At 27.4% G+C, this 18,367-nt stretch carries 21 protein-coding genes and 1 tRNA gene; 11 read left to right on the top strand and 11 right to left on the bottom strand.

Annotated features, from left to right (window positions below; all coding sequences use genetic code 11):
- The first annotated feature begins 68 nt into the window (after positions 1 to 68).
- From KMP11_RS07330 to KMP11_RS07310, 6 genes are all read left to right on the top strand, one after another.
- Entirely contained in the window at positions 69 to 977 is a 909-nt protein-coding gene (locus KMP11_RS07330; protein ID WP_216279837.1) for an SAM-dependent methyltransferase, read from the top strand.
- On the top strand, positions 970 to 1,131 hold the full coding sequence (locus tag KMP11_RS07775) for a hypothetical protein (RefSeq protein ID WP_252344712.1): 162 nt from the start codon (positions 970 to 972) through the stop codon (positions 1,129 to 1,131). Before KMP11_RS07330 ends, KMP11_RS07775 begins: the two co-directional genes overlap by 8 nt.
- The gene (locus tag KMP11_RS07325; protein WP_371741382.1) at positions 1,113 to 1,529 is read left to right on the top strand and encodes a tRNA 5-(aminomethyl)-2-thiouridylate-methyltransferase MnmM; all 417 of its coding nucleotides are present in this window, start codon (positions 1,113 to 1,115) and stop codon (positions 1,527 to 1,529) included. The genes KMP11_RS07775 and KMP11_RS07325 overlap by 19 nt, the downstream gene beginning before the upstream one ends.
- 1 nt (position 1,530) lies before the next feature.
- Positions 1,531 to 2,106, top strand: a complete 576-nt coding sequence (locus KMP11_RS07320; protein ID WP_215756660.1) for a CYTH domain-containing protein — start codon at positions 1,531 to 1,533, stop codon at positions 2,104 to 2,106.
- 103 nt (positions 2,107 to 2,209) lie between these two features.
- Positions 2,210 to 2,470, top strand: a complete 261-nt coding sequence (locus tag KMP11_RS07315; protein WP_215756661.1) for an RNA-binding S4 domain-containing protein — start codon at positions 2,210 to 2,212, stop codon at positions 2,468 to 2,470.
- A 13-nt stretch (positions 2,471 to 2,483) separates the two neighbouring features.
- Complete coding sequence (locus KMP11_RS07310; RefSeq protein WP_215756662.1) at positions 2,484 to 2,990, top strand: septum formation initiator family protein; 507 nt, start codon at positions 2,484 to 2,486, stop codon at positions 2,988 to 2,990.
- Positions 2,991 to 3,010: 20 nt separating this feature from the next.
- Here KMP11_RS07310 and KMP11_RS07305 read toward each other — a convergent pair whose 3' ends face one another.
- Positions 3,011 to 3,685: a DUF998 domain-containing protein gene (locus tag KMP11_RS07305; protein ID WP_215756663.1), complete on the bottom strand. Its 675-nt coding sequence runs from the start codon at positions 3,683 to 3,685 to the stop codon at positions 3,011 to 3,013.
- Positions 3,686 to 4,636: 951 nt separating this feature from the next.
- Here KMP11_RS07305 and KMP11_RS07300 point away from each other — a divergent pair.
- Entirely contained in the window at positions 4,637 to 4,801 is a 165-nt protein-coding gene (locus KMP11_RS07300) for a hypothetical protein (RefSeq protein WP_215756664.1), read from the top strand.
- A gap of 412 nt (positions 4,802 to 5,213) precedes the next feature.
- Here the strand turns inward: KMP11_RS07300 and KMP11_RS07295 are convergent, their stop codons facing one another.
- From KMP11_RS07295 to KMP11_RS07255, 9 genes are all read right to left on the bottom strand, one after another.
- Positions 5,214 to 6,365: an iron-containing alcohol dehydrogenase gene (locus KMP11_RS07295; protein WP_215756665.1), complete on the bottom strand. Its 1,152-nt coding sequence runs from the start codon at positions 6,363 to 6,365 to the stop codon at positions 5,214 to 5,216.
- A 409-nt stretch (positions 6,366 to 6,774) separates the two neighbouring features.
- Positions 6,775 to 7,311: a hypothetical protein gene (locus KMP11_RS07290; RefSeq protein WP_215756666.1), complete on the bottom strand. Its 537-nt coding sequence runs from the start codon at positions 7,309 to 7,311 to the stop codon at positions 6,775 to 6,777.
- 297 nt (positions 7,312 to 7,608) lie between these two features.
- Positions 7,609 to 8,208: a hypothetical protein gene (locus KMP11_RS07285; RefSeq protein WP_215756667.1), complete on the bottom strand. Its 600-nt coding sequence runs from the start codon at positions 8,206 to 8,208 to the stop codon at positions 7,609 to 7,611.
- A gap of 604 nt (positions 8,209 to 8,812) precedes the next feature.
- Positions 8,813 to 9,082: a hypothetical protein gene (locus tag KMP11_RS07280; protein WP_215756668.1), complete on the bottom strand. Its 270-nt coding sequence runs from the start codon at positions 9,080 to 9,082 to the stop codon at positions 8,813 to 8,815.
- Between the two features lies 1 nt (position 9,083).
- A complete protein-coding gene (locus KMP11_RS07275; RefSeq protein WP_215756669.1) occupies positions 9,084 to 9,623 on the bottom strand; it encodes a hypothetical protein in 540 nt (179 codons plus the stop codon).
- Between the two features lie 503 nt (positions 9,624 to 10,126).
- A complete protein-coding gene (locus tag KMP11_RS07270; RefSeq protein ID WP_216279836.1) occupies positions 10,127 to 11,965 on the bottom strand; it encodes a hypothetical protein in 1,839 nt (612 codons plus the stop codon).
- Between the two features lie 11 nt (positions 11,966 to 11,976).
- A complete protein-coding gene (locus tag KMP11_RS07265) occupies positions 11,977 to 12,768 on the bottom strand; it encodes a metal ABC transporter permease (protein ID WP_216279835.1) in 792 nt (263 codons plus the stop codon).
- The gene (locus tag KMP11_RS07260) at positions 12,768 to 13,451 is read right to left on the bottom strand and encodes a metal ABC transporter ATP-binding protein (protein ID WP_215756672.1); all 684 of its coding nucleotides are present in this window, start codon (positions 13,449 to 13,451) and stop codon (positions 12,768 to 12,770) included. Before KMP11_RS07260 ends, KMP11_RS07265 begins: the two co-directional genes overlap by 1 nt.
- Complete coding sequence (locus KMP11_RS07255; RefSeq protein WP_215756673.1) at positions 13,444 to 14,376, bottom strand: metal ABC transporter solute-binding protein, Zn/Mn family; 933 nt, start codon at positions 14,374 to 14,376, stop codon at positions 13,444 to 13,446. Before KMP11_RS07255 ends, KMP11_RS07260 begins: the two co-directional genes overlap by 8 nt.
- Before the next feature lie 750 nt (positions 14,377 to 15,126).
- Between KMP11_RS07255 and gdhA the strand changes: the two genes are divergently transcribed.
- The 4 genes from gdhA (at position 15,127) to rpsR (ending at position 18,064) form a co-directional block, all read left to right on the top strand.
- On the top strand, positions 15,127 to 16,476 hold the full coding sequence (gene gdhA / locus KMP11_RS07250) for an NADP-specific glutamate dehydrogenase (RefSeq protein ID WP_215756674.1): 1,350 nt from the start codon (positions 15,127 to 15,129) through the stop codon (positions 16,474 to 16,476).
- Between the two features lie 472 nt (positions 16,477 to 16,948).
- Complete coding sequence (rpsF, locus tag KMP11_RS07245) at positions 16,949 to 17,236, top strand: 30S ribosomal protein S6 (protein WP_215756675.1); 288 nt, start codon at positions 16,949 to 16,951, stop codon at positions 17,234 to 17,236.
- Between the two features lie 15 nt (positions 17,237 to 17,251).
- Positions 17,252 to 17,797: a single-stranded DNA-binding protein gene (gene ssb, locus KMP11_RS07240; protein WP_215756676.1), complete on the top strand. Its 546-nt coding sequence runs from the start codon at positions 17,252 to 17,254 to the stop codon at positions 17,795 to 17,797.
- An 18-nt stretch (positions 17,798 to 17,815) separates the two neighbouring features.
- Positions 17,816 to 18,064 (top strand): 30S ribosomal protein S18, encoded by a 249-nt coding sequence (gene rpsR / locus KMP11_RS07235; RefSeq protein WP_371741345.1) that lies wholly within the window; start codon positions 17,816 to 17,818, stop codon positions 18,062 to 18,064.
- Positions 18,065 to 18,242: 178 nt separating this feature from the next.
- Here the strand turns inward: rpsR and KMP11_RS07230 are convergent.
- A tRNA-Leu gene (locus tag KMP11_RS07230) sits at positions 18,243 to 18,324 on the bottom strand.
- Positions 18,325 to 18,367: the final 43 nt, after the last annotated feature.

Raw genomic sequence — 18,367 nt, 5'->3', positions numbered from 1 at the left:
AATTTAAATTATGTTATTAAAAAGTTATTTATAGTATAATACTACTAATAAGTCATAAGGAGTATTGTATGATATACATAGTAGGTCTTGGACCAAATGAAGAATATAGTATTAAGGAAAATATAAGAAATTTATTATTAAATACTAAGGCGTGCATTATTGCTAGAACAAAGGAACATCCAGCAATAAAATTTTTATATGATAACAAAATAAAATATGAAACTTGTGATATTTTTTATGAAGATAGTGAGGAATTTTTTGAAACTTATAACAAGATAGCAACTTATGTTTTAGATAGGGCAAAAGATGAAGATGTAATTTATCTTTTACCTGGTCATCCTATGGTGGCAGAATTAACAACAAAAATAATTTTGGAAAAAAGTGAAGAAGTAAAAGTTATAGGCGGAGAAAGTTTTTTAGATATTTGTTTTAATTTGGCTAAATTTGACCCAGTAGAAGGTTTTAGTCTGCTAGATGCAACAAATACTAATGCTTTTTCTAATGTTAATGCCAAGCAACATCTTTTAATTACTCAATGCTATGATGATTTGACGGCTGCAAATATTTCGGTAGAGTTAGATAGCTACTATCCTTATAATCATCAAGTTCTTGTCATGGAGCAAGTCGGTTGTGCAAATGAAAAAGTTTATAGGGCAGAGCTGGCAGAATTAGCTTCTGTGGTGGGTGAAGAAGTCAATAATTTGCGAACTATATATGTTCCTCCCTTTTTACAAGCCCTAGATACTAATATAAAAAACTATCTTCCTGACTACAAAGAAGGTTTAGAAAGTAACTCATTAATAGAAAATATAGAAAAAAGTTTAGAAAATATCAAAGTAAATAAGTCTGACGATAAAAAAATCACCTCGGAAATAGCCAATATTTTTAAAAATTTATTAGATTTTACCATAGTGGAAGATGCCTACATAGATATTGATGCTTTACTAGAAAATTTAAAAGGTAAAAATAATGGATAAGGTACTAGCTTTTTCAAAAAAAATTTTAAAAGAAAAAATTGATAAAAATAGTATCGTGGTAGATGCAACCTGTGGGAATGGCAATGATACTTTATTTTTGGCTAAAAGTTCGGCAAAAAAGTATATGCCTTTGATATTCAGGATATTGCCATAAAAAATACAAGAAATTTACTCTTAGAAAATAAGCTTAGTCATAAGGCTAGCTTGATAAGAGATAGTCATGAAAAGTTTGACAAGTATATAGATGAAAAAATTAGGGGAGTAATTTTTAATTTGGGCTATCTACCTAGGGCAAGTCATGTTATTACAACGCAGGGTGAAATTACAAAAAAAACCTTAGAAAAAATGCTGACTAGATTAGAAATTGGAGGGCTGATAGTTGTAATAGTCTACTGGGGGCATGCAGAGGGAAAAGTAGAAAAGGAAATAATTTTAGATTTTGCCTTTAGCCTAGACCAAAAATATTTTGAAGTCTTGAATTATCATTTTATCAATCAAAAAAATAATTCTCCCTTTTTATTAGCCATTGAAAAATTAAAGGAAGTTGAATGATATGCCGGAAATAGAAATAGAATTTAAAAATATGTTGAATAAAAAAGAATATGAGGCTATTTACAAATACTATAATTTAGATAAGTTAGGGACTATTAAGAATAGTAATTACTACTATGAAGATAGCAGGCAAAGCCTAAAAAATAATAATGCAGCCCTGCGTATTCGTCATACTAATAATAAAAGTGAGATAACCTTAAAAATAAAAGGAGCTAGATCTAATATAGAAATTAATGAAGTATGGGAAAATAAGGAACTTGTAGCAAGTTTGAAAGTTGCCAGTTTGCCAAGGCTGATAAAGGAAAAATTATTAGCCTTTAATGTAGACGAGGATTTAGTCTTAATTCAGCAGATAAAAACTATTCGCAAGGAAAAAGAAATCCCAGAGGGGCTTTTGGTGATGGATAAAACATATTTTTTAAAAGAGCTAGTAGACTATGAATTAGAATTTGAAGTTGCAGACTATGAACAGGGGAAAATTGACTTTGAGAAAATACTAGAAAAATTTTCTATTGCCTCTAAAGAAGCTAAACCGAAAATAGCAAGAGCCATAAATTATAGTAATGAAGTCAGCTAAAAATTTTAAAATTAGTTATAAATTTTAACTTTTTATAAATTATAATTGCTAAACTTATATTTATGTGTAATAATAATTATACGAATAAACGGAGGTTTATTTTATGAGATTGGATAAATTTTTAAAAGTTTCACGCATAATAAAAAGAAGAACCATTGCCAACGAAATATGCCAAAAAGGATATATCTGGGTAAATGGGAAAGTTGCTAAAGCATCTACTTCGTTAAAAGTAGGAGATAAAATTAGGATTTACTTTGCCAAAAAAGAAGTGGAATATGAAGTTTTAGAAATAAAAGACAGCGTCAAAAAAGAAGATGCAGTAAAAATGTTTAAATTAATTTCAGAAAAAGAAAGATTAGAATAAGGGGGGATAATCAATGTCTAAAGAAAAAATAAGAAAAGATGATAAAAACTTTAGACGAGATGTTATTAAGGCAAAAATGAAATACAGAAAAAGAAGAGCCTATATAATTTTATCTGTGTGCCTAGTCTTATTAACATTAACATTGGTTAGAACCTATTTCTACTCTAAGGAGAAAAGAAGGCTGGAAGAAACTCTACAAAATCAGGAAAATCAAATCAGCCAGTTGCAAACAGAAAATAAGGTAAATGAGGTTATAATTAATAAGCTAAAAGACCCCTACTTTATTACAGACTTTGTCCGTCAAGAATATGCCCTTAGCTATGACGGAGAAATTATTTTTAATTTGCCAATAGGGGAAAATTATCTTAAAAATGCCAGCAAGTCTATTATGTTTGACAATTTAGATGAGAAATTAGCCAATATAGACAAATCAAAGCAAATTAACGAAAGTATTATTAAAAAACCTGATGAAAAGAAAAATGATAAAAAATCAGAAAAAGAAAAAAAGAGTGATGAATAAAGGAAAATACTAATAATAACCTATTTATTGTTAGTATTTTTATATTTTCTTAAAAAAATTAGCCCCGTAATAATCTGCCAAAGGGTGATAGGATAAACTGTTAGGCGTTCAAATACAACCATGAGTAGTTGATTATGATTATTTATAGCATTTTGCATACCAAAGGCTGAACAAATTCCAAAAATTCCAAGAACTAGGCTAATGATTTTATATTTTTTTAGGTCTTTATCTCTTATGGCAAGTCCACTTAGAATTAAAGTTGAATTACCTGCTAAAAATGATAATCTTGCCCCTAAGCCGTGTAAGCCATCTTCTGAAGGAACACCACCTTGGAAAAGTCCGACTAGGATACTACCTGACATGAAAGTTATAGAAATCAGCAGTAAAATATAGCTAAAGGCTTTATTATCTTTTTTTACTATTTGGAATATTAGCAAGTAATAAGCAAGAAAGAAAACTAGTCCAGTAAATATAAAACCGAAATTCATAACCCAGGCTAAAGGAGAAAAACCTTGCGGAATATCTTTTACAAAATCATTTGGATAGACACCTAGTGAACTGATAAAGTTATAAAGGTAAACATCTTTTAGGGGGTAGCCTGTGCCGATAGCTGCGATAAATTCTGTTGTTAAATAGACAGCGGCATTTAATAAAAAAAGAATAGCCCCTGTCTTTTTAGAAAATAATTTATTCATATAACCCTCACTTCAATATAAATTTAATAATTTTTTAAAGATTAATTATATAAAATATATTTAACTTAGTAAAGTTATAAATACTATTTGCTGTTTTGATTAGGAAAGGGTAGCTTTAAAAGGGTAAAGATTGAAATTTTAAAATGTGGAGAAAAAATTAAAAGATGCTAAATTTTAAACTAGATTAAGTAAATATTGAATTATATAAGAAATTTTCAAGCAGATAATATATTTTAATATAGGTTTTAGGTCTGTAAATGGGTGAAGATTTTTAGGGGAGAAGATATAAAAATTTTATAATAAATTTTAAAAATAGCTATAATTTTTTATAGGATTAAGAATTTGAAAATTGATATGGGAAGAGGTAATTTTTATTAATATTTTTTGCTATTAGCAAGGCTAGAATTATTAAAATAAATAATAAAACTTACCTAATAATTTAAATTTAAATATTATCTTTGGAAGCCTCAACTACATCATTATACCATATATTTTTAGCAAATAAAAGACTTGTTTTTTATGTTTTTTTTTATACTATTTGAACGTAAATAAAAAATTTTTATTTATTTTATGTAGTAGCAAATACATAGAAAAATCAAAATAGGAGCAACCGCACTAGTATTAAGTAGTAATAGGTGTGGATCTAATACATAATGTTAAGAAAAGAAGTATAATAATTAAGGTAATAATTAGAATACTAAATATTTTAGTTATTAGTTATTTTGTATATAAGATTAATGAAAATTTAGCTATTTGGACAATTCATGCAATAAATTTAATGTACTTATAATATTAAAATATAGGAAAAAAGATAATAAATAGTCGTTTTTTTATATTATATAAAATTATTATTGAATTAAAATATTAATATTTTATTGAAAATTTTTTGTGCTATCTTTTGGCTAGTATATGTACATAATACTAAATAATTAATAAAAGTAAGGGTTTCTCATGATTAAGATATTAAAATATGAGTTTTTGGCTAGCATGTTTTCTGCAATAACTTTATTAATACCTGTTACTCAAGAGGCTAGCGTAGGCGGGAAAAATGCTTTTAATTTAAAAGAACCAGCTCCAGTAACTGTTACTGAAATAAGTTTATGTATCAACTATTAATGGAGGTGAAATTCTACATCAAAAAGCTAAAAGAATACAAGTATATTATTCATCTTTAAGTTCTACACCCTTGGAACTACTATTATTCTGAATAGTCTGAAGAATACGATACTTTGATTGGAGGAAACTTAAAAATATATTCAGTGGTGCAAATAAATGATCATAAATATCTAGTAACATTTAGCGGTTATATACATGATTAAGTAAAATAAAGTAATAGTTAGAAATGCTAATTATTAATTTTTTAGACGTGCAAGAAAATTTTAAAAATATTATAAAATAAAAGAAGACCTGCGAGTCTTCTTTTTTAATTAGATAAGCTGAAAATTTTTTATAATTTTTAAGTGTTATTTACTTTTTTAATAAATGTAATAAGTAATTATAATTTCTTAAAAATTTTATTATTTATATCTTATAAACTCATTTCATAAATTTTGTAGACACCTTCTTTTGATAGGGGCTGCATTGTTCCTACTGGTCTAGCTATTGCATTTACTATACTAGGTATATCTTCTTTTTGAATATTTTTTTCTGTTAATTTTGTAGGTGCTCCGATTTCTTGCCAGAAGTTTTGTAATTTATTAATACCTTCTAGGGCTATTTCTTGGTCTGTTTTACCTTCAGTATTTACATCGAATACATTGACAGCAAATTTTTTGAATTTGGCAGTGTGGTTTGGCATAACATATTTCATCCAGTTAGGCATTAGAATAGATAAGCCCTCTGCATGTGCTATGTCAAAAACGGCACTAACTGCGTGTTCTAAACCGTGGCTAGCCCAATCGCCGTCAAAGCCCCAACGTAATTGACCGTTAAGTGCTATGGTACCTGCCATCATGATAACAGAACGGGCTTCATAATCTTGGGGATTTTCTAAGCATTTAGGTCCGTAGTGAATAATTTGTTTTAAAACTCCCTCCATCATAGCATCGTGCAAGTCGCTATTGTCAGCTTCGTTAAAGTATTGTTCACAGATATGGCTCATCATATCAACTATACCATTCACAGTTTGGTTTTTTGGTAGTGTGAAAGTGTAAGTTGGGTCTAAAATAGAAAATTTAGGAAAAACAAGTGGCGAAGCCCAGCCAACCTTTTGCTGTGTTTCTAAATTTGTTATAACGCTACCTGCATTCATTTCTGATGCTGTTGCTGCAAGTGTTAATATCGTTCCAAAAGGAGTAGCTTTTGTAGGAATATGTTTTCTTGTTACTATATCCCAAGCGTCACCTTCATAATGAGCCGCTGCAACTATAAGTTTTGTGCAGTCGATAACAGAACCACCACCTACGGCAAGAACAAAATTAATATTATTTTCTTTTATCAAATCAGCGCCTTTTTGGGCTGTAGTCACACGAGGGTTTGGTTCCACTCCGTAAAGTTCTACAATATTAAAATCGGCTAATTGCTTAAAAATTTTATCGTAGATACCATTACGTTTAATACTTCCACCACCATAAACAAGTAGCACGTTTTTTCCGTAGTTAGCAATTTCGCTAGCTAGATTACTTATTTGATTTTTTCCGAAAATAATTTTTGTTGGATTTTGAAAGACAAAATTATTCATAATATAAAACTCCTTAATCAAATTTAATAGTGTAACAATTTTAACATAATGATTTTTTTATTACAAATTTATAATTTTCAAAAAAATTTTTAAGTTAATTTATATAAAAAAAGACGACTTTTTAGTCGTCTTTTTTGTTTAAAATTATATACCTATACATCAACATTTTACTTCAATAAATATAAATAAATATAAATATAAAATATGTATACGAATATTAATGGTAATTTATACATGGGAATGTGACTATATTTATTATATGTTATTTTTTCATAAATAAATGTTGTCATAATTATTAAAGATGATATTAATATATAATTTTTTATATTGTCTATATGATTGTGTATATTAATCATTAAGCAAAAAAGACTGATTAAAGTACCATTATATTTGTAGATTATAATTTCTTTTAAGGACATGCTACAGTACTACCTATTGCATATGCTAAACCTGTAAATGCAGATAATCCAGCTCCTACAGGGCCTCCTATTAAAAGACCGTAAAATGTAGAATGTGCTAGTCCTACCCAAGCAAATACATTTCCACATGCACTTCTAAATAGGCTATCGCCATTTAACTTGGAATAATATTGTATTTCTTTAATGGAATCATTTATTAGTCCTTCTCCATTTTCTTTAATCAATCTATCGTTTAATTTTGATATATATTCATTTATATCTTTAGATGTTATATTACTTCTTATATTATTCAATCTAATATCTAAAGATTTATCATAATAAAATGAAAAAACATATATATTATTTTTTTTATTAAAACTAATATAATCCTTTATTATTTCACCTTCTTCAATTACTTTCTCATTAAAGAGAATTTCATTCTTTTCAGCCTTAGCCACATTATTATAATTATTAACTAAAGCAGAAATAGGTGTAACTAATAGACTTGAAGCTAAGATTGCCGATAAAAATTTTTTGTGTCCCCTCATTTTTATTTCCCCCTTTGTTTTTTTATTTAATATATTTATTTGCAACTAAATATATTTTAAAATTATTTTTATATGATGGTTAGTATAAAAAATTTTAATTTCAAATAAAAAATAAAAGTTACTTAGTCATTGTTTTTGTATGCTTTTATAATATTTTTTAATTTATTTATTATAAGAATTGTACATAGTATAATATAGAAATTATATGATATTTTTTTAATAAGTATAATACCTATAAAAAAATTATTTATTATAAATACTATATTCAATAAAATAAAGATATAGAAAATTAATTTTTTAGTCAAAGCAATCATTCAGTCCTCCCAAACCAAAAAATTCCATAAAAGCTGCTTTCGCCTCGCCAGGCATAGAATTAGCAGTTTCTGTAACGGCCAATTTCATTGCACCCCATTTATTATTTTTATAACTTCTATAATTGTTTATTAAATATTTATATCTATTGTATATATTAGAAGCTACCGTTTGCAAGCCCCCTAGTGCTTTTGCTCCTTGTTTTAGTTTTAATATTTTAGACCAAGGCAACAAGTTTACTACTGCAGTACCTATACCATAGACGCAAGACCAACTTCTGTAATAACTTTGAAATTTAATAGAATCTCCTGTCGCTATAAATTCACCAAATCCAAAGTCCTTCCCTTTGTTTTCATTTAACCATTTTATGCCTTCTTCAATTGTTCCTTCTGCTACATTCATTGGCATTTTATCTAATAGTTTAATATATTTTAAATCTTTATTTAAAAGATTTTCTTCTGTATTATTTGCTATATTAACATAGGCTTTTGATATATTATTGTTTTGATGAATTAAGTGTGAAATAGGTGTAACTAATAGACTTGAAGCTAAGATTGCCGATAAAAATTTTTTGTGTTTTCTCATTTTTATTGCCTCCTTTATTTTTTTATTTAATATATTTATTTGCAAGAAAATATATTTTAAAATTATTTTTTACTAAGATATATATTACACCTTAATCATAGCATATAAAACATTATAAAACAAGGAAAAAAAGACTGAAAAACACCGCTATATTCATGAAAAACAGCCATCTGTTTAATTAAGATAAAAATATAAATAATACAGAAAAAATAATATTATATTATAAAAATTAAATAACTGAAATACTAAATTAAAATTATATAATACAACTTTAAAATTAAACTGTATTAATTAAAAAATTTTTAGTTTATATATTTATAATATTTAAAATTTTTACAAATAAAATTATTTTTTGTTTAATATTAAAATTTTAATTTTAGAATTTAAAAAAAGACGACTATTTGTCGTCTTTTTCTATTTTGTATATAGTTACTACTAGTATTTTTATAATAAGCATATTAATTAACAGAACTAATAACAGAAATATATCATATAGTCCGTATCTATAAGGAACTTGAATGTCATTTATTTGATAAACGTATAAAATTATAGTTATTATTGGTAATAATAATGTAATAAATAATGTTATTTTTAATATTATTTGTTATATTTTTTTGTTTAGAATAGTGGAACTATTTTGCTCTTTTTCTTTATTTGCTATCTGACTTGAATGGGTATCTGATATTTTATTATTTTTATACTTCTTACCATTTTTTATTATATATGTTGTTAAAATTATCATGTATAGACTAATTACGAAAAAATCATATCTATCGTACATTATTTTATAAATTATAGCATATATTATTGTGAAAGTTGTAAAGTATATATGCCATTTATAATAACCATTTAATTTTTTAAACCATTTAATCATTTTAATGTCCTACACACCTTAAAGAATGCCAAGCGAAAATTCCTGCTAGCACCCAAGGACTTCTTTTGGCGGCTTGTTTTGAAACCCTTTTTAGTATAAATTCAGCTAATTCTGTCCATGCTTGTCTTTCTAAAATGCTCGCTCCTAAAGTTCCTAGCTGAACGACTTTGCCTATTTCATCCATAATTCTATCTTTCATGCATATGTACCAACTTCTAAAACTAACAAAAGAATTATTATTTATTTCATTTGCTTTTTTCTCTAATTCTATTATAACATCATCTGAAATTCCTTTTATCTTTTTAGCTTCTTCCTTGTTTATGAAGTATTTACCATTTTGGTAACACACTACTTTTGTAAAGAAAAATTCTAATTCTTTAGCAAATTCATTTATTTCTTTTTCAGTGGGTTCATAATTATTTAATGTTTTAAGTTCATTAGCCTTAGCCACATTATCATAATTACTAACTAAAGCAGAGATTGGTGTGATAATTAAGCTAGATGCTAACACTGAACTAGCAAATTTTAATTTTCTACTCATTTTAATTATCCTCCTTTGGTGATAAAATTTTAATTTTGAAATATTGTGATCACTTCTATTTACACTTTTATTATATCATTAAGAATATAAGAAAACAAGGTCTATCTTTTTTAAAAAATACATGGTATAATTAGGAGGGTTACGCTTGCAAAATAAAGAAATTATTTCTAAAAAATAATAAAATTATTTTTTCTGTTTGATATTAAAATTTGAGTTTGAGAATTAGAAAAAGACGACTAAATATTTTCGTCTTTTTCTATGTTGTCATTTTTTATTTTTAATAAACTATTTTGCAAAAAATATTTAGTTAGGAGTAAAAATTTTTTTAAAATATTTTTTACTATAATTTATTGACAGAATTTTTTATAAAAAAATCTGTCCTAACATTTTTTAATTTTTTATCAATATATTTTTTACAAAAAAATTCTCTATAAATATTGAAATACTTATAGAGAATTATAATAAACCTAAAATTTATTTTGTCAGATACTATATTTTAAAAATTAGTCATTAGAAGTTTCACTTGCTTTTTTAAATTGTGGCAGTTCACCATTAATATACTTAATTTCATTATTCTCTTCTGTAAATTCTGAGATATTAAAAGTTTTTGTTTGGCCATTTTTATAGACATCAAATGAATTTCCAAGTCTAAAGACATCACTTGCATCAAGATTATATGCTTTCATTAAAAATCTTTGAATTTTTTTCACATCAAGTTTTATTTTAACACGCAAATATTCTTCTTTATTGTCTGGGTGATTTACTATATATTTCATAGTCGCAATTACATCTTCTGCTGAATTATTACCAAAAGTTCCCTCTTTAACTTTTTTAATTAGGTCTATTAGACTTTCAGCATGATAGTGGTCGCCATGCAACCAGTAGAATATATTTTCTGTAGCACCGTTAGAACCAAAAACTGCTGAAGTAGGATTTTCTAAATTACCAAAATTAGTCATGGCTTTTAGGTTGGTAGACAGATAAGGAATTACAGATTCTACTAATCTTTCTTCAACATCTTCATATCTGATAATTTCATTTTCGTTTAAATGTACATCATCTAAGTCGTCATCATCTTCTAATATGTATTCAGCGTCGGGATAATGTTCTTTTGGATTTGTTTTAACAACAGCAACTTCTTTACTGCCTGCATATAGGTGCCAGTGGTCGCTATGGTCAACTATTTTTGTTATGCCACTTGGCCAAGAAATATTTTCTGTTGGTTTATCGGAAACATTATTATTTTCTTTATCCTTGTCTGCATAATCTCCTATACCAGAAAAAATATCTGATGGGTCAGCATAAGTTATGTATTCTTTCTTATCAGCTGTGTAGATATGATAATGGTCATTATGTTTTAAAATTTTTGTAATGTTTTTTAAGGCTTTTATTTCATCGGCTGACAAGACGCTGATAAGTCCAGAGTGTTCATCTTCTTCAGGTATATTATTTACAGAATTTGAATTGTTGTTATTGGCTGAATTATTATTTTCTGAACCAGCAGAACTAGAATTATTTTCATTTACCGAACTTGAATTACTATTATTTACAGAAGCAGAATTATTTTCACTTACTGAATTTGAATTACTATTATTTACAGAAGCAGAATTATTATTACTTTCAGAATTTGAATTTTCAGCTGGCTTGTTATGATTTTCATGGCTTCCTGCATAGACACCAAATTCAGCATTAGGATACAGGTGTCTAGGGTCAGAGTAACTAACAAATTCTTTGCCGCTAGCTGTATAAATATGGTAGTGGTCGCCATGTACTAATATTTTTATTACTTCATCTTTATTTTCTTTATTTTCTTCATTTATGATTGGATTACTCACATAACTTGTTGTAGGATTTGCAACTGGAGAGTGCGAACCAACATATTCTTCAATAGCCAAATTAGAAAATAGGGAACTTGGATTTTCGTATGTTAAAAATTCTCGCCCATCACTCGTATAAACGTGCCAGTGGTCGCCATGTACTTTTATAGAAGCAATATTCAAACCTTTTAATTGATTTAATGACACGACACTAACCAAAGAAAAATTATTATCGTTAGTCTTAGTTGGGTCAGTATAAGTTATATGCTCCTTACCATCTTTAGTAAAAATGTGCCAGTGGTCGCCGTGCTTAATTATTTTTGTAATATCTTCTTTTTTAACATTAGGACTGTCTATTAATACTTCAGTAGTATTATCTTTTACATACTTTTTATTTTTTTCTACATAATCAGTCTTATTATTTTTTACTTCATCTTCATTTTTTTTATTATTACCACAAGCAGATAATAACAAGGTAGATACTAAAACCATATTAACTACTAAAAATTGTTTTTTATTTTTCATATTTTACTCCTTTATTTCTTTTTTATTAAAATAATTACTATCAAGCAGATAACTGACAATAATACAATCACTGAACCAGGTTTTAAGTTGTAAAAATAGGAAATAAATAATCCTAAATATACAAAGGTCATTGATAAAATTATTGACAATATCAAGGTGTTTTTATAAGTTTTTGCAATTTGCATAGCACAGATTGTCGGAATAATAAGCAGTGATGATACTATTAAAGAGCCGATAGTTTTTGCAGATACAGAAATTGCTGCGGCACTCAGAACCGTTACTATAAAATTTATAAATTTCACATTGATACCTAAAATTTTTGCATTGCTGACATCAAAAATTATTAAATATAATTTTGTATAAATAAATTTATAAGTTAGCAAGACAAGTAAAGAAATAACTATAACTATATAAAATTCACTATCACTTATTGTTACAATAGAACCAAAAAGGTAGGAACTTATCGAGTTAGAATTATTGGTAAAGCTGGTAAAAATTCCTGCCAAACCGATAGAAGTTGCTAAAATTATGACGGTTGATATTTCTTGATAGGATTTTAATTTATTTCTAATAAATTCTATACTTAGCCCCGCAACAATACAGGCTATAATGGAACCGAGCAAGGGATTAATACCCAAACAAAGTCCTATGGCAACACCAGCAAGAGATGAGTGGGCGAGGGTATCACCCATGGCTGACAATCTTTTTAATAAAATCGGCATACCAACACAGGGAAGAATAATAGCTAACAAGCCACCAACAAGGAAGGCTCTACGCATAAAATCATAATAAAATATTTCCATTAACATCTCCCCAAACTCTCTTTAAATTTTATTTTTTCTAATCTTTGACACTGACAATTTTTTATTTGTAAGATGTAGTCAACATAATTAACTATTTCTTCAATATCGTGGGTTACTATAAGTATCGTTTTATCTTCTCTTGCCAAATTTTTTAAGAGGGCAAAGAGTTCCTTAGAAAATTTTTTATCAATATTTGATGTTGGTTCATCTAAGATAATTAATTTTGCTTCCTTAATTAAGGCTAATAATATTGCCACCCTCTGCAACTCGCCACCAGAAAGTTGACCAAGAGATTTTTTTGCTTTTTTTTCAAGGTCAACTATCCTTAAATAGTCTTCAACATTCTGCTTTTTTTTCAAAAATTTTAAATGTTGCTTGATGACTTCTTCCACAGTAGTAGGTAAGTGGCGATAATTCGCTACTGAATTTTGGGAAATATAGGAAATTTCTTGATAATGTTTTTTTTCTTCTACATCATTTTCAAAAATTTTTATCCCGCCACTTGTAGCTTTTAAGTTATTTAAAATAAGTTTTAAGAGGGTAGACTTGCCGACACCATTTTCTCCGACAAGGGCAACAAATTCATTTTTGTATATTTCTAAATTCAGATTTTCAAAAATATAATTTTTACTTTCCTTGTCATAAGTAAAATCTAAATTTTTTATTTCTATAACTCTATTCATCAAAAGAACTCACCAAGGCTTCTAAATTCATTTCCATTAACTTTATATAACCCAGTTTAACTTCATCATCTGTCAGATTTTCCATAGTGTAGAGAGTTGAAGTTTTTGTATTAGTATTTTTTGCTAGGGTTTGGGCTACTTTTGGCGTTGTTTTACCCTCAAAGAAAATAGTTTTTATATTATGTTTTTCTACAAAATCGGCTATTGTTTTTAATTGTTTAGCAGATGGTTCATCTTCAGGCGATATACCAGTTATAGCTACCTGTTTTAAGCCGTAATCATTTGCCAAATAATTAAAAGCTGCGTGCGAAACTACAAAATATTTTTCTTTATTCTTAACTTTTGCTAATTCTTTTTCAAATTTTTCATCTAGTTGTTTGAAATTTTTACTTGCTACTTCTAAATTTTTTTTGTAGTAAGCTTCATTTGCTGGGTCAATAGATGCAACTTTTTTATAAATTGTATCAAGTTCGATTAAAGCATTTTTAACACTTAACCAAGTGTGCGGATTAATACTAAGATGTTCATTTTTTGAATTTTCTTCAAGGCTACCACTTTCTAAAAGTGTCAATCCCTGTGATAAGTCTAAAAATTTATCATCTTGCTTGCTAGCCATTTTCAAGTCATCAATAAAATTTTCCATGTTAGCCCCATTAAAAATAATTAAATCTGCTTTTGATATTTCTTTCATATCCTTTGTTTGCAGTTCAAAATCGTGAGGTTCTTGATTACCCTTGATAATATTTTTTATTTCCATCTTATCCCCAACAATTTGTTTCGTTAAATCATAAACGGGAAAAAAGCTCGTATAAATAATTTTTTTATCAGAACTTGGTTGACTTGTGCTGGTATTTTTAGAGCAGCCAACCAGTAAAAGACTGACGCTAAGTAAAATACCCATAAAAATATTTAATTTTTTTTTCATATAAATACCCCTTTTAAAAATATAAATCGTAATGATTACTATTTTAATTCAAAAAAATATAAAATGCAAGAAAAAATTTAAAATAAAAATTTTTATGAGTAAAACAAAATTTCAAAATAAAAAAATTTATAAGTAAAGAAATTTAAAAAAAATTAATTTTTAAAATTCATAAAATAGTTAATCGCAAATATTCCAGTTTAAAATATAATTTTTAAAATTTCTCTGCTATAATTAAAGAAAGAAAATTATTTTAACAATAAGGAGAGTGTTATGAAAAAAAATTTTTTAAAAAAACTACTGAAGATAAAAAATCAAACCAAAAATACCAAATTAATAAGGAATTAATATTTGTTTTACTTGTTTTTACCTTAGGAGCAATAGCCGTTTTATGTGTGCCATTATTGTTTTAAATTTTTATTTAAAAGAAAGAGTACATAGCTATATCTTTTCTATTCAAGAAAATATATTAAAATTGATGACAAGCAATACAATCTGTATATAATAATGAATTATATTTTAAAATACTGGCATATTTAGAACAAGATTTTAGTAGTTAGATACAAGTAATTTATGAAGCAAGAAATATATTAATTTTTGTATATAAATCTGAAAAAAATTAAGTAAAGTTAGTTACACTAAAACAGTTTATTTATAAAAAATTTGTCTAGCTATATTGACAAAAATAATCAGAAAATTTATAATTATTTTACGACAATATAATTTTAAAAATAAAATACATGGAGAACGATTATGACTAAAGGTAGAGAATACGTAAATAATGTTTTTGCAAAAGTAAAAAAAGAAAATGCACACGAGCTAGAATTTTTACAAGCGGTAGAAGAAGTTTTTGAATCACTTGTTCCAGTTTTCGATAAATGTCCTAAGTACATAGAAGAAAATATTTTGGAACGTTTGGTAGAACCTGAACGCATAATAACATTTCGAGTTCCTTGGGTTGATGACAAGGGCGAGGTTCAGGTAAATCGTGGTTATAGAGTTCAATATTCATCAGCCATCGGTCCATACAAGGGTGGACTTCGTTTCCATCCGTCAGTCAATCAATCAATTATAAAATTTTTAGGTTTTGAACAAATTTTCAAAAATTCCCTAACTGGGCAAGCTATCGGTGGCGGTAAGGGTGGTTCAAATTTTGACCCTAAAGGCAAATCTGATAATGAAATAATGAAATTTACTCAAAGTTTTATGACGGAGTTGCAAAAGTATATTGGACCAGACATTGACGTTCCAGCTGGCGATATTGGTGTTGGAGCTAGAGAAATTGGTTATATGTTCGGACAGTACAAACGTCTTAGGGGATATGAAAATGGAGTTCTTACAGGTAAAGGTTTAACATATGGAGGTTCGCTGGCTCGTAAAGAAGCTACTGGTTACGGAACAGTTTATTTTGCGCAGCAAATGTTAAAAGCAAAAGGAGAAAATTTTGCAGGTAAAAAAGCTATCGTTTCTGGTTCAGGTAATGTTGCAATTTATGCCGTAGAAAAATTATCGCAACTTGGTGCAAAAGTAATAGCAGTATCAGATTCATCAGGTTACGTTTATGACGAAAATGGAATTAATTTAGCAACATTAAAACAATTAAAAGAAGTTGAACGTGCAAGAATTGTAAAATATACTGAACACCACCCAACAGCAAAATTTGTGCCAGTAGGGCAGTCAACAATTTGGAGCTTAAAAGCAGATTTAGCCTTCCCTTGTGCAACACAAAATGAATTGAATAAAGAAGATGCAGAAACTTTAGTAGCTAATGGAGTTCTTGCAGTTGCAGAAGGAGCAAATATGCCGTCTACCTTAGAAGCAGTAGAAGTATTCCAAAAAGCTGGCGTACTATTTGGGCCAGCCAAGGCAGCCAACGCAGGAGGAGTTGCAGTTTCAGCACTAGAAATGGCGCAAAACTCTAGCCGACTTGCTTGGTCATTTGAAGAAGTAGACAAAAAATTATATGCTATTATGAAAGACATTTACGAAAATTCTTCAAAAGCTGCCGAAGAATTTGGACAAGCTGGCAATCTAGTTTTAGGAGCAAATATTGCAGGTTTCCTAAAAGTTGCAGAAGCCATGTCAGCACACGGAGTAATCTAATAACAAAAAACAATACTTAGAAAATGAGTATTGTTTTTATTTTTAATTTTAAATAATAATTTCTAAGTAATTAATTTAGCTGTTGCTACTTAATATTAAAATGATAAATTTAAAAATAATTTTTATGGTATTTAAAAATTTAATTTGAAAAATATTTTAAATGAATTAGTATTTTATTTTTTAAATATTTAATTTTGTAATTTTTTAATTTAAATTAGAAAAATTTTAAATTTATTTTTATTTAAGATTTGTAAATTTTTACAAAAATTTTTCTAGTTAAATAAAAATTATTTTTTCTTATTAAATTAAAATAATAAATTTAGTAAAAAATATTTACAAGATATTTTAGAAACATTTATTATTTTATTGCATTTATCTAAAATAATTGATATAATAAACGTCGAGTAATTTTAATTACTCCTTACTCTCTTTTTAGAAGGGAGTCGCAAAGACCACAAGGAGGTAAAATACAATGAGAAAATATGAAGTAATGTTTGCTGTTCAACCACGTATTGATGAAGAGTCTAAAAAAGCTTTGGTTGATAGATTTGTAAATATTCTTTCAGAAGGTGCAGAAATTGCTGAAGTTAAAGATTTAGGTAAAAAGCAATTAGCTTATGAAATCGAAGACTTCTTTGATGCTTACTACTACTTAGTAGAATTAAGTTCAGAAAGTGATTCTTCTACAAAAGAATTTGACCGTTTAGCAAAAATCAATTCCGATATTATTCGCCACATCGTAGTAAGAGTAGAAAAATAAAAGAGGTAAACTATCTTGATTAATAATGTAGTATTAGTAGGAAGATTAACAAAAGATCCAGAACTTAGATATTCTAGTTCTAATATTCCAATGATTTATTTCACTTTAGCAGTAAATAGAACATTCGCCGACCAAAATGGTCAAAGGAATGCAGATTTTGTTAGCTGTGTTGTTTTTAGAAAACAGGCAGAAAATATGGCTCGTTTTTTAGCAAAAGGGAGCTTAATAGGTGTTATTGGTAGAATACAAACAAGAAATTATCAAGGAAAAGATGGTAATATGGTATACGTTACTGAAGTAGTTGCTGATAATATTCAATACCTAGAATCAAAATCTAATACAAATAGAATGCAAGATAATGGTTTTGGATCTATGAGCTTTAATCAACAACCGCAAAATAATTTTTCTAGCTTCAGTGGAAATACGAATAATAACAATAATACATCAATGTATGATTTTATGAACGATAATTCATCATTTACAGATTTTGGAGAAGATTTCCCAAGCAATCTTGATGATGACTTTATGCAGGATGTAGTAAATCCTTTTAAAGAAGATTAATATAGGAGGGCAATTTCAATGGCACAATTTAACAATCGTCGTAACAATATGCGTCGTCGTAAAAAAGTATGTTACTTTACTAAAAACAACGTAGAAACAATCGACTATAAAGATACAGAATTACTTAAAAAATTCATATCAGAACGTGGAAAAATTTTACCACGTCGTGTAACTGGTACTTCTGCTAAGTATCAAAGAATGTTAACTACAGCTATAAAAAGAGCACGTCACATGGCTCTACTACCTTATGTAGTTGATGAAAAATAATAATTTTAAAAACACCAACGAAAATACCTTGGTGTTTTTTATTTTTTATAAATTTTATTTTTTGAAAAATATTTTTTAAAAAATTAAATAAAAATATCATCAAGAAAAAATAAAAAAAATTTACGCTTATGAATTAAACAATAAAATAAAAAAGACAACCTAAAAGGTTGTCGTGCGATACCAGTAGTCGGGGTCGAACCGACACGAGTTGCCTCGCTGGATTTTGAGTCCAGTGCGTCTGCCAATTCCGCCATACTGGCAAAATATTATTCTAATATAATATCACAAACTATAATAAAAATC

This window comes from Gemella sp. zg-570, assembly GCF_018866345.1.
In the GTDB taxonomy this organism is placed as follows: Bacteria; Bacillota; Bacilli; order Staphylococcales; family Gemellaceae; genus Gemelliphila.
Note: the sequence above shows the minus strand (reverse complement) of the source record. Positions and strands in the feature narration are given on the sequence as shown.